The 14,675-nt window shown below is 61.9% G+C and carries 15 protein-coding genes and 1 pseudogene; 11 read left to right on the top strand and 5 right to left on the bottom strand.

The window, feature by feature from the left end:
- Positions 1 to 263: 263 nt before the first annotated feature.
- The 5 genes from FJ980_RS01385 to FJ980_RS01405 all read right to left on the bottom strand — a co-directional run bounded on the left by FJ980_RS01385 (position 264) and on the right by FJ980_RS01405 (position 3,074).
- A complete protein-coding gene (locus FJ980_RS01385) occupies positions 264 to 509 on the bottom strand; it encodes a hypothetical protein (protein ID WP_095768612.1) in 246 nt (81 codons plus the stop codon).
- 123 nt (positions 510 to 632) lie between these two features.
- On the bottom strand, positions 633 to 1,064 hold the full coding sequence (locus tag FJ980_RS01390) for a hypothetical protein (RefSeq protein WP_246676267.1): 432 nt from the start codon (positions 1,062 to 1,064) through the stop codon (positions 633 to 635).
- Positions 1,065 to 1,066: 2 nt separating this feature from the next.
- A complete protein-coding gene (locus tag FJ980_RS01395) occupies positions 1,067 to 1,429 on the bottom strand; it encodes a hypothetical protein (protein ID WP_246676268.1) in 363 nt (120 codons plus the stop codon).
- Positions 1,426 to 2,646 carry a divalent metal cation transporter gene (locus tag FJ980_RS01400; RefSeq protein WP_140541178.1) on the bottom strand — a complete coding sequence of 407 codons (1,221 nt, stop codon included), beginning with the start codon at positions 2,644 to 2,646 and terminating at the stop codon, positions 1,426 to 1,428. The genes FJ980_RS01395 and FJ980_RS01400 overlap by 4 nt, the downstream gene beginning before the upstream one ends.
- Positions 2,643 to 3,074: a hypothetical protein gene (locus FJ980_RS01405; RefSeq protein WP_140541179.1), complete on the bottom strand. Its 432-nt coding sequence runs from the start codon at positions 3,072 to 3,074 to the stop codon at positions 2,643 to 2,645. Before FJ980_RS01405 ends, FJ980_RS01400 begins: the two co-directional genes overlap by 4 nt.
- A 1,017-nt stretch (positions 3,075 to 4,091) precedes the next feature.
- On the opposite strand from FJ980_RS01405, the pseudogene FJ980_RS35230 reads away from it, so the two are divergent.
- From FJ980_RS35230 to FJ980_RS01465, 11 genes and pseudogenes are all read left to right on the top strand, one after another.
- Positions 4,092 to 4,196, top strand: a pseudogene (locus tag FJ980_RS35230) (transposase); the annotation flags it as partial.
- A gap of 232 nt (positions 4,197 to 4,428) precedes the next feature.
- Positions 4,429 to 4,785, top strand: a complete 357-nt coding sequence (tnpB, locus tag FJ980_RS01420; protein WP_140541180.1) for an IS66 family insertion sequence element accessory protein TnpB — start codon at positions 4,429 to 4,431, stop codon at positions 4,783 to 4,785.
- 69 nt (positions 4,786 to 4,854) lie between these two features.
- Positions 4,855 to 6,387 (top strand): IS66 family transposase, encoded by a 1,533-nt coding sequence (locus tag FJ980_RS01425; RefSeq protein ID WP_140541181.1) that lies wholly within the window; start codon positions 4,855 to 4,857, stop codon positions 6,385 to 6,387.
- Positions 6,388 to 6,604: 217 nt separating this feature from the next.
- Positions 6,605 to 6,790: a hypothetical protein gene (locus tag FJ980_RS01430; RefSeq protein WP_181181071.1), complete on the top strand. Its 186-nt coding sequence runs from the start codon at positions 6,605 to 6,607 to the stop codon at positions 6,788 to 6,790.
- 269 nt (positions 6,791 to 7,059) lie between these two features.
- Entirely contained in the window at positions 7,060 to 7,236 is a 177-nt protein-coding gene (locus FJ980_RS01435) for a hypothetical protein (RefSeq protein WP_181181072.1), read from the top strand.
- An 843-nt stretch (positions 7,237 to 8,079) separates the two neighbouring features.
- Positions 8,080 to 9,525, top strand: a complete 1,446-nt coding sequence (locus FJ980_RS01440; protein ID WP_348640643.1) for an ABC transporter substrate-binding protein — start codon at positions 8,080 to 8,082, stop codon at positions 9,523 to 9,525.
- A gap of 111 nt (positions 9,526 to 9,636) precedes the next feature.
- Positions 9,637 to 10,578 carry an ABC transporter permease gene (locus FJ980_RS01445; protein ID WP_181181073.1) on the top strand — a complete coding sequence of 314 codons (942 nt, stop codon included), beginning with the start codon at positions 9,637 to 9,639 and terminating at the stop codon, positions 10,576 to 10,578.
- Positions 10,578 to 11,441 carry an ABC transporter permease gene (locus FJ980_RS01450; protein WP_140541185.1) on the top strand — a complete coding sequence of 288 codons (864 nt, stop codon included), beginning with the start codon at positions 10,578 to 10,580 and terminating at the stop codon, positions 11,439 to 11,441. Before FJ980_RS01445 ends, FJ980_RS01450 begins: the two co-directional genes overlap by 1 nt.
- The gene (locus FJ980_RS01455) at positions 11,441 to 12,658 is read left to right on the top strand and encodes an amidohydrolase/deacetylase family metallohydrolase (RefSeq protein WP_140541186.1); all 1,218 of its coding nucleotides are present in this window, start codon (positions 11,441 to 11,443) and stop codon (positions 12,656 to 12,658) included. The genes FJ980_RS01450 and FJ980_RS01455 overlap by 1 nt, the downstream gene beginning before the upstream one ends.
- Positions 12,659 to 12,666: 8 nt before the next feature.
- On the top strand, positions 12,667 to 13,674 hold the full coding sequence (locus FJ980_RS01460; RefSeq protein ID WP_210243725.1) for an ABC transporter ATP-binding protein: 1,008 nt from the start codon (positions 12,667 to 12,669) through the stop codon (positions 13,672 to 13,674).
- The gene (locus FJ980_RS01465) at positions 13,671 to 14,666 is read left to right on the top strand and encodes an oligopeptide/dipeptide ABC transporter ATP-binding protein (RefSeq protein WP_140541187.1); all 996 of its coding nucleotides are present in this window, start codon (positions 13,671 to 13,673) and stop codon (positions 14,664 to 14,666) included. Before FJ980_RS01460 ends, FJ980_RS01465 begins: the two co-directional genes overlap by 4 nt.
- Positions 14,667 to 14,675 lie beyond the last annotated feature (9 nt).

Raw genomic sequence — 14,675 nt, forward strand, 5'->3', positions numbered from 1 at the left:
TCCCGCGCTTTAACTTTGCAGGATGGGCGAGGTTCCATTCTCGCGGGCGACCGGGGCTGCGGTCTTTTGGTAGCTAACCGCTAGCGAAGGCGGTGATTCAGCCTGGAGACCTTTTCCAGTCGAACACGTCGAAGCCGATCATAGTTATTCGTCGAGAATCCTTCTAAGAACCCGCGCAAGTTGCGCAAAAGACTGCTGCCACAGATTATCGAGAAAGCACCGATTGCTGCCGGGGCCTCCACCGGGTGCCGCAGAGCGCGGTCCTACTTGGAACCTCGATTCTTGTTATGGGCACTTTCTTGATTTTTACCGCGAAGGATATTGCGATCGTCTGGATCAACCAGGTCAGGCGTATCGCCCCTGAGGCTAGACCCCTTCCGCCGTGCCTCGCGCTCCGCCGCCGACCGCTTCAGCTCCGCTTTGGCCTCGAATTCCTTGGGCGCGTTCTTCGTATTCTCACGCTTCTCGATGACACGTATCTGCTGATCGTGGGTGGTGCGTCCAGTCATTGCTCGCTCCTGCCTTTTTGACGGTAACGGCAGTTGGACTCGATCGTTCCGCATACGAGGAGTTTCCTTGGGCAAAAATGCAATATGGCAAGAGTGGCGGCCTTGCCGTCGGCAAGTCCGGGCTCATCTGGACAGACGGCGCGCCCGCGGTCGGTGCAAAGCGTCTCGGACAGCATCGGAAGACCGCCGCCTCAAACTGTCGCGCTGATGGAGGGGAGCGGGATTTGTTCGAGAATTGCCAATATCTTCGAATCCCGAGAGCTCGTCATCCGAGCAGAGCAGCCGCGGGTGCGCCGGATCGGTAATGTCGAGCTTGTCCCAAGGTATGCGATAGAGGCCCGGCCTGCGACGCAGCCTGAAGAAATCGAGCAATGCGGTGCCGACCGTCGACGCGGACAGACGTTCGAACGCCGCGAAGATGCCGATATGGAATTCGATGACGACGAGATCGTCACCATCCTGCTCGGCGATGATCTCCTCGATGTAGCCGATGCTCTTGCCGCTTTCTGAGCACACGCGCCGGCCGGCCAGATGCTCGAGGTTCACATTCGCCATCGTCAGGCTCCCGGGATCCGGCCGACGACGTGATCGCGCAACCAGTGCTGCCAGGCAAAGATCTTCGTCCTGCGAACGTCGATATCGAATTCGATGTCGACGCCGATGTCGCGCACCTTGTTCCATGCGATCCGATGCGGCCTTGCCTGGCGCTTGCCGCCAAGCTTTGCCGCGAGGCGCGCCGTCCACCGCCCAAGCCGTGCGCCAAGCCTGCGCGCCAATGCGATCGAGCCAAGTTCGACGGCAACGAGCCTGGGCGGCTTGCCTTGCCTCAGCTCGGCGACTAGACCGTCAACCTTGCCGATCTTGACCTGCTCGCGATCGACGACCTGCTTGTCCAGTATATCGCGCAGCAGCTGCATCATGTGCCTCCGAATATCTGCAGCGGAATGGTCACCACCGCCAGCACGAAGCCGAGCGCGATGACGAAGATCACGGCCGCGTTCGAAATGACACCATTGCGATGCTTGCCGACATAGCGGTCGTCGTTCAGCAGGAAAAGGAACGGAACGACCGTCAGCGGCAGGCTGGCCGCGGTCAGCGCCATCGAGAAGATGGTGAGCTTCAACGGGTCCAGACCGAACGCTATCGGGACGGCGGCGAGGAAGAGCGTCAATGTGTAGACGAGGCTGAATCCGGGATCATCGCGCGGCTTCAGATCCTCACCCCATGTCCAGCCGAATCCCTGCGCGACGAGATAGGCCTGCTGCAAACCCACTTCGAGAGCGGCTCCGAAACAGGCAATGCCTAGCGAAGCAACGAAAAGGACGAAGCCCCAGAAGCCGAAGATCGGGATCAGCATCAGCGGAAGCTGGTTATAGTCATCCACCTGGTTCACGCCATGGGCGCCGAGCACGAGCGCGGCCACAATCAGCACGGCGACCGAGATCGTCCCTCCGAAGCCCATGCCAAGGCCGGCAATCGCCCGATTGGCGCCGAGGTAACTCTTGTCCCATTGGTCCTCGATCGCGCCCGACGAATAGAACATGAAAAGATAAGGCGAGATCGATGCGCCGAGAATGCTGACGGCCATGAACCAGTATTTTGCTGTGTCCTGCTGCGGCAGGCTGGGCACGGCCCCGACCGCCACCTCTTTCCAGTCGGGGCGGAGCATCACGGCTGCGACGACGAAGCAGAGCGTGACCAGGCCAAGCATCGATACCCCTTTCTCGATGAGCCCAAACGTGCCTTTCCACAGCAGCAGCCAGGCAAGGAAAGCCACCGGCAACGCGCACCATTGAAAGCTGATTCCGGTGGCAAGCTCGGCGGCAATGGCAACGCCGCCTATCTCGGCGGAAAGCACCAGGAAGTTGACCAACAAGACCGCAAGCAGCGGCCAAATGAAAGCATGAAAGCCGAAACGTTCGCGAATACCGTCGACAATGGTGTGATGGCTCACGGCGGCGAACCGGCCAGCCATCTCGACCAGGAAGGCTATGCAGACGGTGCCAAGTACAATGGCCCAGATGAGCTGGTAGTCGAACAATGCACCGGCCTGCGCCGCCGTCGCCATCGAGCCGACCTCCAGGAAGCCGCCGACGCTGGTCACGACACCGAGTGAAATTTCGAGCAGCTTCTTCATTGCTGCTGCGCAAAATATTGGCGATAGGCTGCGGTGAGATCCGCTTGCGCGGCGCGAAGATCCTGCCGCGCCTGTCTGGCCTGGATCTGCTGTTCAGCCTTAACGGCGCGCTCGGCCGCGGCTGCTGCGATCGTCAGCCGGCCGACCGCCGACTTCAGCGCGTCCCGCCTTGCGATATCGGATGAGGGGGCCGATTGAACTTGCCGGTCGGCGTCACCAAGCGTGCCGGCAAAGGATTGTAGGGCCGCAGATGCATAGTGCGGCGGTGCGGCGCCGGAAAGCCAGGCATCGGTCACCAATACCGCCGCCTCAGCCGTCGAGGCGGCAAGCTTCGATTGCTGTTCGACGGTTTCAGATGAGGAGCAGGAGGCAAGCGCCAGTGCAAGCACCTGCAGTAAAAGCAGACTCCGCCAGGCAATGCTGCTCAATTGCTTCCTCTCGCTACTTTTTCAAACATGAAGATAAGGCAGCGTCGATCGGAAGGTTCCACTCACTTGGACGGCAGAGTCCGTTGGCGCAGTTCCGGCAACTCGTCTACTGATGAGTTGCTCAACTTCGCTTCGAAAGCGGTAGTCATCGACCTGCCAGCTCGAGCGCTGGCGAAGACCTTTTCTCATGCAGCGAGACGGCTTGAGGACACGATGGGGTGGCTCGACTTTGACAGTGCGACCCAACAGAAGAATGTATGGGTCCTCAATAGGCCCAAAACGTTTTGAGCCAACGGCAGTTTTCGTCAATGAAATCAAAGGTTATGGTGAGCCCGGAGGGCATGGTTGTGGCACTGATTTCATTGCGTTTTTCGAGGGCCAAAATCACGAAGCTTCCCCTATCGTTCCGTATGCTTCCGCGAGCAACCAGCGAGCTACTTACCGAAAGTCTCTATCGCCTCGGCCTCAAGAGTTGGCCCATAGGTTCAAATCACGGACTAGCAATGTCTATCAGTTTTGCCCGCATAGCTCGGAGATGACCCTCGCCTCGCTTGCTGACTACAGCTTCCAAATGGGCAGCGTCATGCTAGCACTTGTCAATTTTTTTGACCGTCGCCGATAGGAAAAGACTGCTTCCTCAATAGTGGGTTTTGGGATGTAACGGTCTCCCGCGATCACTTCAAACCCTATCGTACGCAATGTTTATAGCGGCCGCCTAAATGCAGTGGGTTCTTCAGTGTAGCGTCCGCCAAAGCTCCGCTTCGTCGCGCGTCCCGTCATCGAAAACTTGGAAGAGTTCCATAGCCAGATATTCGCGCTGATCACGGTCTCTCTTGGCTAGACTGTAAGCGCTGTTCCGGCGGCACCTTTCGGAGGTCGGCCTGAGCGAGGATGTTGGAGCTTTCAGGGCTTCGACACATGACGATTTCAGAGCTTACGCTTAAATCCAGCGATCCCGAGCCGGCGCGCCGGTTCGAGGTGTTCTCCGGTTCCGGTCGTCGGCGGGAATGGCTGCCGGAGGAGAAGGCGCGGATCGTGGCGGAAAGCTACGATGCCGGCGAGACTGTGAGTGCGGTGGCCCGGCGATATGCATTGTCCCCGCAGCAGCTGTTTGCCTGGCGTTGCGCCGCTCGTGCGCGGTTGGCGGAAACGCTGGCACCGGAACCGTTGTGCCGGCAGTGGTGGCGGCGCCGGAGTCGGAACCGACGGGGAAACGGCAGCCACAACGCAAACGGAACGCCGCCCGCGATGCCGGCATGATCGAACTGGAGATCGACGGCGTCACCATGCGGGTCGGCCGTGGCGCTGACGCCAGGACTGTTGCGGCGGTGATCCGCGCGTTGAAGGCTACGTCGTGATCGGGCCGACGGGTGCGGTCAAGGTCATGGTGGCGACGAAGCCGGTGGACTTCCGTAAGGGTGCTGAGGGCTTGGCCGCGCTGGTGCGCGAGACGATGGGCGCCGATCCGTTCAGCGGCGCGGTCTATGTCTTCCGCGCCAAGCGCACCGACCGGATCAAGCTGATCTTCTGGGACGGCACCGGCGTCTGCCTTTATGCCAAGCGTCTGGAGGATGGCGAGTTCCGTTGGCCGAAAGTGCATGACGGCGTGATGAGGTTGACGGCTGCACAGCTCTCGGCGCTGCTCGAAGGGCTCGATTGGCGGCGCGTCCACGAAGCGCGCCGGACCCGCATTCCAGCCCAGGCGGGCTGACCCGCGACGAAGTGAATCAGCATCGATTCCGCTGTCGCGAGCCGTTGGCGAATATGGTCTGATCGGCTCATGGCGATGACGGCTTACCAGCTTCCCGATGATCCGGATGTGCTGAAGGCGATGGTCCTGGCGCGCGACGTCGAGAATGCCCGGCTGATCCAGATCATCAAGGAATTGCAGCGCCATCGCTTCGGCCGTCGCGCAGAGACGCTCCCCGAGGATCAGCTGCTGCTGGGGCTCGAAGAGGCCGAGCAGATCGAGGCGGCCGGCGAGGAAGAGAACGAGCAGGCTGCTGCCACGGAACGTCTGGCAAGGACTACCAAGCGTCGGGCCAACCGTGGCTCGCTGCCGGCACACCTTCCTCGCGTGGAGAAGGTCGTCGACATCGAGGACCATGCCCGCCCGTGCTGCCGCAGTGGCCTGCATCGGATAGGCGAAGACGCGAGCGAGCGGCTCGATATCGTGCCGGCGCAGCTGCGTGTGATCGTGGTGCGTCGGCCCAAATATGCCTGTCGCGCTTGTGAGGACGTTGTCGTTCAGGCTCCGGCGCCCGCCCGGCTGATCGAAGGCGGGCTGCCGACCGAGGCGACGGTCGCCCAGGTGCTGGTCTCCAAACATGCCGATCATCTGCCGCTCTATCGTCAGGCGCAGATCTACGCTCGGCAGGGCATCAATCTCGATCGCTCGACGCTCGCCGACTGGGTCGGCCGTGCCGCCTGGCATCTGCGTCCGGTGCACGAGCGGCTGCTTGGAAAGCTGAGGTCCTCACCAAAACTCTTCGCCGATGAGACGACAGCGCCGGTGCTCGACCCCGGCCGCGGCAAGACGAAGACGGGGCAACTTTGGGCCTATGCCCGCGATGACCGACCGTGGGAGGGGAGCGACCCGCCAAGCGTGGCCTATGTCTATGCGCCGGACCGGAAGGCCGAGCGTCCGATCGCGCATCTCGCAGGCTTCACCGGAATCCTTCATGTCGACGGCTATGGTGGCTATCGCGCGCTGGCCGAAAAGAGCGGCGTGACGCTCGCCTTTTGCTGGGCCCATGTCCGTCGGCGCTTTTATGAACTGGCAGCTGCCGGTCCCGCGCCGATCGCCAGCGAGGCGCTAAGACGGATCGCCGAGCTCTACAAGATCGAAGACGCCATCCGCGGCCTATCGGCCGACAAGCGCCGTGCGATGCGTCAGGAGAGGAGCGCTTCACTTATTGCCGACCTCGAACCTTGGTTGCGCGAAAAGCTCGGCTTGATCAGTCAGAAGACAAAGCTCGCCGAGGCGATCCGCTACACGCTCTCGCGCTGGGAAGGCCTCTCGCGCTTCCTCGACGACGGACGCATCGAGATCGACAGCAACACGGTCGAACGTTCAATCCGTCCGATCGCGCTCAACCGCAAGAACGCGCTCTTCGCCGGCTCGGATGGCGGCGCCGAGCATTGGGCCGTCATCGCCTCCCTGATCGAAATCTGCAAGCTCAACGGCGTCGAGCCCCTCGGCTACCTCGCCGACATCCTCACCAGAATCGTCAACGACCACCCAAACAGCCAGATCGACGATCTCCTGCCCTGGGCTTACATCCGCGCCTCTGAACTCAGGGCCGTGGCCTGAGAACATTGCTTACGCTAGACTAGGCAACGCTCGTCGCACAAGCGGTCAAATACCCGCTGGAGCATGTCCAGCTCACCTGGCCAGTAGACATTACTGTAACGCGACAACGACATCCCCGCCGCCCTCGGCGCGGCTTGCGCCATTATCTGACACGACGGGCGCGGGCGCGACAGGGCTTTCCTTATCAGAGCATGGAGTTTGTGCTATGATTCGGCCGATGGGAAAGAAGGCAAAGCTTAGGCCGCATGTCGTTGAAGCGCCGATAGAAGGCGAACTGGCGGCAGAAGCAACCTACTATGCCCGCAAGTGCGGCATCACCATAGACGAAGCCGCGAAGATCATTCGTGAGGCGAATGGGCCTAAGCTGTCGATAGTCCGCAAGGATGATGCGAAGGCTAAATAGGCTCGCTCATTTCAAACTGAACCGCAACCCGTCGCCTCAGAGCCTATGACGGAATCATGACGCGTGGTGCACCTCCGGAGCTTGGCGCAGCGCATCGTAGCGCTCGACACTAGCCACCGGCTCCTTGGCCAGACTCATCCTGTGCGGTGCATCCACAAGTGGTGCCGCGAGTACCGTCGACCCCTATGCAGGTGATTGAAGGATGTGGACCTTGGTCGGCCCCCCGGGCCCGCAAGGCCATCCCGCCTTCCAGCACGGCCTGTTGTCATGTGCACGCCAAGGGCCAGGATCTCGACCATCTCCCGGTCGCCGAGCAGATGCTGCTGCAGCCAATTGAAGGCTTCGGGCAGCTCGGCAAAGGGCTTCAGGGAAAAGCGCTGGTCAAATCGATGTTGACCACATCAGCGCCAGTTGGCCAGCACCTCTTTACCTCGGCGGCAAGCTGAGTCGCGCTGATCGAAGCTGCGTTTGTTTGCGGAGCGTAGGAATGCTGATCGACGCAAGTTTGCCTCGTTTATCCAAATTCGCCTTGAAACTTGCTTTGAGGCGCAGGTCAACTGACGAGGCGGGGAACCTCACGCACTTCAGAAGTCTGTCTCGTAGGTCGGACCGGTCATCCGCTCCAGCAGGAATGACGGATATGAGCAGCAAAAAGACGCCGAGTAGTTTCATAGTCTGAGCCTCCCAACCACTGAATAGCACAACCTCTACTGCACGGCGTGGCTCGCCGGGAAGCCCCTTCGATATCAGGACCCTTATAGGCTCTCTTGGCCAAGGATGAGGTATGGCAACGCTGGGTGCTACCTTCGCCGCGTATGTCCCGGTTGACAATGAGCTTCGCCTTCCAATTCTGCACTCGGCCGGCACAAACCCACGCCGGAAACGAACTCAAAACTGGATAGAACCTGGGGGCAAGCTCAGTCCGCCTCAGCCGCAATCCTGAGCATCCAAGCACTGGCATGTCTTCCGTCGGAAGAACGCGCCAACAGCACAAGGCAGCGCCACGAAGCCCAACGCTATCCGGAAACCCGGGTTCGGCCAGTGCGGCGAGATCTGAAGAAGTTGTCTCATGACCGTTCGCGCACGGACGGGATCCGCAATCAAGCCCAGTTCGGGCTTCGCCGCTTGACGCGACGAGCCATCGGCGTAAGCTTAGTGCGTAACTAAACTATATATTCCATAAAAATGGAACCTGGAGGAGAACGAATGAAGCGCGTACTGCAAGTCGTCGCGTCGTTCGCCGCATTGCTGCCGGCGCTGGCATGGGCTGAACCGCAGAAGGGGGGGTAATTGACGTCGCCACGGTCGGCGAGCCTCCGACATTGGATCCAATGGCATCGACCGCCGATCTGGTCGGCATCATCACCCAGCACATTTACGAGACGCTCTATACGTTCGACAACAAGTGGGGCATCACGCCGCTCCTGGCCGCCGACATGCCGACGATATCGCCGGACGGCCTGACTTACACGATCCCGCTAAGGACGGGCGTCAAGTTCCACGACGGTTCGGATATGACATCGGCCGATGTCATGGCCTCGCTGAAACGCTGGATGAAGGTGGCGACGCGCGGCAAGCAGGCGGCGGACGTCATAAGCTCGCTCGACGCCCTCGACGAGAAGACGGTCAAAATTACACTGAAGAAACCCTATGCGCCCCTGCTGTCGCTGCTGTCGTTGAACAATGCGGCGGCCATCATCATCCCCTCTGAGAATGCCGACGAAGACCCGCTGACAAAGTTCATCGGAACCGGGCCTTACATGCTCAAGGACCGTAAGCCGGATCAGTTCATCCAACTCGTCCGCTTCGATGGCTACAGGTCCCGCGACGGAGAGCCGGACGGCTATGGTGGGGCAAGGAAACAATATCTGGACGAAATTCGCTTCGTGCCGGTTCCGGATCCCAATACGCGCGTCGAGGGCGCCGTCGCCGGCCAGTTCGCCTATGCCGATTCTCTTCCTGTCGAATCCTACGACAAGATTTCCGGCGGCAAGACAAAGCCGCTTATCCTGAAGCCGTTCGGCTGGCCCGTGTTCGTGATGAACACCAAACAGGGGCTGAATTCCGACGTCCGTATCCGCAAGGCCATCCAAGCAGCGCTGGCGCCTGAGGATATGCTGCTCGCCGCCTTCGGGTCCAAGGATTTCTATGCAGTCGATGGTGCCATGTATCCGGAAGGCTTCGCCTGGCACTCGGACACAGGTACCGAGGCCTACAAGCCCCAGGGCGACACCGAGAAAGCCGCCGCACTGCTCAAGGACGCCGGCTATGACGGCAAGCCGCTGCGCATCCTGACCAGCCGCCAGTACGAGTTCCACTACAAGATGGCACAAGTGGCTCAGGCCTATCTGGAGCAGGCCGGCTTCAAGGTCGAGCTCGATGTCGTCGAATGGGCGACACTGACCAAGAACCGCACCGATCCGGCGCTGTGGGACATCTACATCACCCACAGTCCCTTTCTCGCCGAACCGTCGCTCAACGGCTTCATGTCCGACAATACGCCAGGCTGGTGGTCGAGCGATGCCAAGCACAAGGTGCTCGATGCCTTCAACTCCGAGACCGACCCGGCCAAGCGCGCCAAGCTCTACGAAGACGTGCAGAAGGTGATCTACGACGAAGCGGCGGTTTACAAGGTCGGCGATTTCAACGCGCTTGCCGCCGAGGCGCCGAACCTCAAGGGTGTCACGCCGGCGCCCTGGCCCTATTTCTGGAACGCTTACCTCGAAGGCAAATAGCCAATCCCCTGCCTTCCCGCTCCGTCGCGGGAAGGCAGCCTGGCATGATCCGGGAGGCGCCGCGGTCCGGCGGCACTTCCCGCAAAACCGGCCCCGGAGATATCAACGCGGATGCTGCGCTCGGTTCTCAACAGGCTCCTCGGCATGGTCGTGGTGATGGCCCTGGTCGCCACCATCGTCTTCGTCATCGTGCGGGTGACGCCGGGCGACCCGGCCGCGATCATGCTCGGTCCCGACGCCACCGCCGCCGATATCGCAGCACTTCGCACCAGGCTCGGGCTTGACGGCTCGATCCCGGAACAGTTCTGGCGCTACATCGCCGGCGTCCTGCAAGGCGATTTCGGCCAGTCAATCTTCCTCAACGAGCCGGTCACCACGGCACTCCTCCAGCGCGCCGAACCAACTTTCTTTCTGACCGTGTTCTCGCTCATGATCGCGACTGTGATCGCCCTGCCCGTCGGCATCCTTTCTGCCTATAGGCGCGGCTCGCTTTTCGACCAGGCGGCGACGACCATCGCCATGTTCGCGGCAAGCGTGCCGAGCTTCTGGCTCGGCCTGCTGTTCATCCAGTTCTTTGCCGTCAGGCTCGGCTGGTTCGACACGTCGGGATATGGCGGACCCGGCGCCTCGTTCGGCGATCGCATCGCTCATCTCGTGCTGCCGGCGCTGGCGCTCGGCCTGGTCAGCTCGGCCCTGATCACGCGTTTCACGCGCGCCTCGATGCTCGATGTCCTCAACGACGATTACGTCCGCACTGCGCGCTCCAAGGGCATGAGCGAGTGGCGCGTGGTGCTGAAACACGCGCTGAAGAATGCGCTTATCCCTATCCTCACCGTGATCGGCCTGACGGCGGCGCTGCTGATTTCGGGAGCCGTCGTCACCGAGACCGTGTTCGGCCTGCCGGGGGTCGGCAGCCTCATCGTCTCGGCGGTGCTGCGGCGCGACTATCCGGTCATCCAGGGCGCGCTGCTGGTCATCGCTGGCCTTTACGTGCTGGTCAATTTCGTCATCGACATGCTCTACATCCTCATCGATCCGCGGGTGCGCTACTGATGGCCGCGATCGCAACCCCGCTGCAGCAGGAGCCCAACCTTCTGTCACGGTTGCTCGGCCGCCCGACGGCGGCGGTGGGGCTGGCCCTGCTGGTCGTCATCGCATTGGCGGCGATCCTGGCGCCGACCATCGCGCCCTATGCGCCGACCAAGCTTTCGATCGCCAGCCGGCTGCATCCGCCAAGCCTCGAGCATCTGTTCGGCACCGACGATCTCGGCCGCGACGTGTTCACGCGCATGCTCTATGCGGCGCGCACCTCGCTGTCGGTTGGCTTCGCGGTGGTCGTCTTCTCCTCGGTGATCGGCATCGTCCTTGGTCTGATGGCCGGCTTCTTCAGGAAGCTCGACACTCCGCTTTCGCGGCTGATCGACGCCATGATGGCCTTCCCCGATATTCTGCTTGCAATTGCCCTTGTGGCGGCACTCGGCGCCACGGCAGTCAACGTCGTCGTCGCGCTCGGCATCGTCTACGCGCCGAGGCTGGCGCGGGTGGTGCGCGCCTCAACGCTGGTGATCCGCGAACTGCCCTATGTCGAGGCGGCGCGCGCGCTCGGCGTGCCGACGCCCGTCATCCTGGTGCGCCACGTGCTGCGCAACGTCGCCTCCCCCATCCTGGTGCAGGGAACCTTCATCTTCGCCAACGCCATCCTGGCCGAAGCCGGGCTATCGTTTCTCGGTGTCGGCATCTCTCCTGACATCCCGACATGGGGCACGATGATTGCGGTCGGCCGTCAGTACATGGACCAGGCCGGCTGGATCATGATGTTCCCGGGCGCTGCCATCGTCATCACCGTGCTGGCCCTGCAACTGGTTGGCGACGGCCTGCGCGACCTTCTCGATCCCCGTCTGGCAAAGGACATCTGATGTTCGGCAACAATTTTCCCGCAGCCAAACAGCCATTGCTGATCAAGGGCGCCAGGCCGGTGGCCTTCGGCAATGGTCCTGGTCCCGCCATCGACGTGCTCGTCGACAAGGGCGGGCGCATCGCGGAGATTGGCTCGATGATTGGCGCCGGCGACGACGTCAAGGTGGTGGAGGCGAACGGCGCCTTCCTGTCGCCCGGCTGGACCGATCTACATGTCCATGTCTGGTATGGCGGCACCGACATCTCGATACGGCCGCAGCAGTGCGGCGCTGCTCGCGGCGTCACCACCATGGTTGACGCGGGCTCTGCCGGCGAGGCGAATTTCCACGGCTTTCGCGAATTCATCGTCGAGCCGGCACAGGAGAACATCTACGCATTCTTGAACATCGGCTCGATCGGGCTCGTTGCCTGCAACCGAGTGAGCGAGCTGATCGACATGCGCTCGATCGACATCGACCGCACGATCGCCACCATCGAAGCCAACCGCGACGTCATCGTCGGGTTGAAGGTGCGGGCAAGCCACGTCATCACCGGCGGTTGGGATCTGACGCCGGTCAAGCTGGCCAAGAAGCTCGGCCGCATCGTCAAGCTGCCGGTGATGGTGCACGTCGGAGAGCCGCCGCCGCTCTATGACGACATTCTCGGCCTGCTGACCGAGGGCGACATCGTTACCCATTTCTTCAACGGCAAGGCCGGCGGCTCGATCATCGAGGACGACGACCTCTACGGTCTGGCAGAGGACGCGGCGTCGCGCGGCATCGTGCTTGATGTCGGCCATGGCGGGGCATCCTTCTCGTTTGATGTCGCCAAGGCCGCTCTGGAACGCGGCCTGCCGCCGAAGACGATCTCGACCGATCTGCACAACCGCTCGCTCGACGGTTCCGTGTGGGACATGGCGACGACCATGTCGAAGCTTCTGTCGCTGGGCATGGCGTTCGAGGACGTAGTGACAGCGTCGACTGTGGCACCACGCCGGGCCATCCGACTGCCAGCCGACAGCTTGCTGGAAAAGGGCAAGCCGGCGGAATTCACATTGTTCGAACTGGTCGATGCCGAACTGACGGTGAAAGACTCCCAGGGTGCGACGAGCGTGCTCAACCAGTTGTTCGAACCGCGCTACGCGATCCTGGGAGCGAATGCGATAGAAGCCCACCGGCACGTGCCATCGACGCATGCCGGCGACGGCGCTTGTCCTCATTGCGGATGGAAAGCTTGAGCGAGGCGCTGGCCCAGAACACGATCCTGTCGGTCCAGGACCTCAAGGCCTGGTTCGTGACCCGGCGCGTCACCGCCAAGGCGGTCGACGGCGTCACCTTCGAGCTAAAGCGCGGCGAGACGCTGGCCGTGGTCGGCGAATCCGGTTCGGGAAAATCGGTCACCAGCCTATCGATCATGGGCCTTCTGTCGAAGCCGGGCCAGATCGTGGGAGGCAAGATCCTGTTCCGCAATCGGTCCGGCCGGGTGGACGATCTGGCAAGCTTCGCTGCGAAGGATTTCCGCCGGATCCGCGGCAAGGAGGTCGCGATGATCTTCCAGGAGCCGATGACAAGCCTTAATCCGCTATATTGCATCGGAGACCAGATCGGCGAGATGATTGCGCTGCACGAACCGGTCGGCCGGCAGGAGGCCCGCAAGCGGGCGCTGGAGATGCTGCGGCATGTGGAAATTCCCGATGCCGCATCGCGTCTCGATGATTATCCGCACCAGATGTCAGGCGGCATGCGCCAGCGCGTGATGATCGCGATGGCGCTTGCCTGCAATCCTTCGCTGCTGATCGCCGATGAGCCGACGACGGCTCTCGACGTGACGATCCAGGCTCAAATTCTTGATCTCTTGCGACGGCTGCAGCAGCAGTTCGGCATGTCGATCCTGTTCATCACTCACAATCTCGGTGTCGTCGCCGAGATCGCGCACAATGTCGTTGTCATGTATGCCGGCCGCGTCGTCGAGCAGGCGCCTGTCAACGATTTGTTCGCGCATCAGCGCCATCCCTATACGCGCGGCCTGCTTGCCTGCACTCCCAATGCGGCGCGCGACGTCGATGCGGCCGGCGAGCGCAAAATACTCTATTCCATCCCCGGCACCGTGCCGGCGATCACCGCCCTGCCGCCCGGCTGCGCCTTCGAGCCGCGCTGCGATTACGCAATCGCCCCGTGCCGGGCCGTCCCGCCACCGTTGATGCCGGCGGGCTCGGCAGGGTTCTCCCGCTGCATCCGGAGCGCCGAACTATGATTGCCGACGCTGAAACCAACGACACCACACAAGCAGCCCCCCTGCTCAGCGTCCAGGCACTGACAAAGCGGTTTCCTGCCCACGACGGCCGTGTCGTGCACGCCGTGGAGGACGTCAGTTTCGAGGTCAAGCGCGGCTCGACGGTCGGTCTGGTCGGTGAATCCGGATCCGGCAAGACCACCGCCGGTCGCGCCATTTTGCGTCTGATCGAGCCGACCAGCGGCAAAGCCCTGTTCAATGGCGTCGATCTCTTCTCGCTGTCGGCACGCGAGATGCGCGCCTATCGGCAAAAGCTGCAGATCGTCTTTCAGGACCCTTTCTCCAGCCTCAATCCGCGCCTGCGTGTCAGCGCGATACTCGGCGAAGCTCTCGACGCGCGCGGCTATTTGCGTGGCAAGGCGCGGCAGGACCGCATTGCCGAGCTTCTTGCCCTTGTCGGCCTCTCACCCGATCATGCCTCTCGCTACCCGCATGAATTTTCAGGTGGCCAGCGCCAACGGATCGGCATTGCCCGGGCACTTGCGGTGGAACCAGAATTCATTGTTGCCGACGAGCCGGTTTCGGCGCTCGACGTCTCGGTGCAGGCCCAAGTGCTCAACCTGATTGGCGATCTGCAAAAGCGGCTTGGCCTGACGCTGCTGTTCATCGCGCATGACCTGTCGGTGGTTGAATATTTGTGCGACGAGGTCGTCGTCATGTATCTCGGCCGGGTGATGGAGCGTGGTCCAAGCAGGCTGGTCTATGCGGCGCCACGGCATCCCTACACCAGGGCGTTACTGGCAACTGCACCGGTGCCGGATCCAACGCGCGTGCGCGTTCGGGTCCCGCTCCTGGGCGATATTCCCAGCCCGATTGATCCGCCATCGGGCTGTGTCTTTCGCACTCGCTGTCCGGAAGCGATCAAAGCCTGCGCCGCGGTGATCCCGCCGGTTTCGCCTATCGGCGGCGGACATCATGTGGCCTGCATTCGCCACGACCAAAGAAATGACTGACTGGAGTTC

Origin of the sequence: Mesorhizobium sp. B1-1-5 (assembly GCF_006443065.1) — a bacterium.
Taxonomy (GTDB): Bacteria; Pseudomonadota; Alphaproteobacteria; order Rhizobiales; family Rhizobiaceae; genus Mesorhizobium.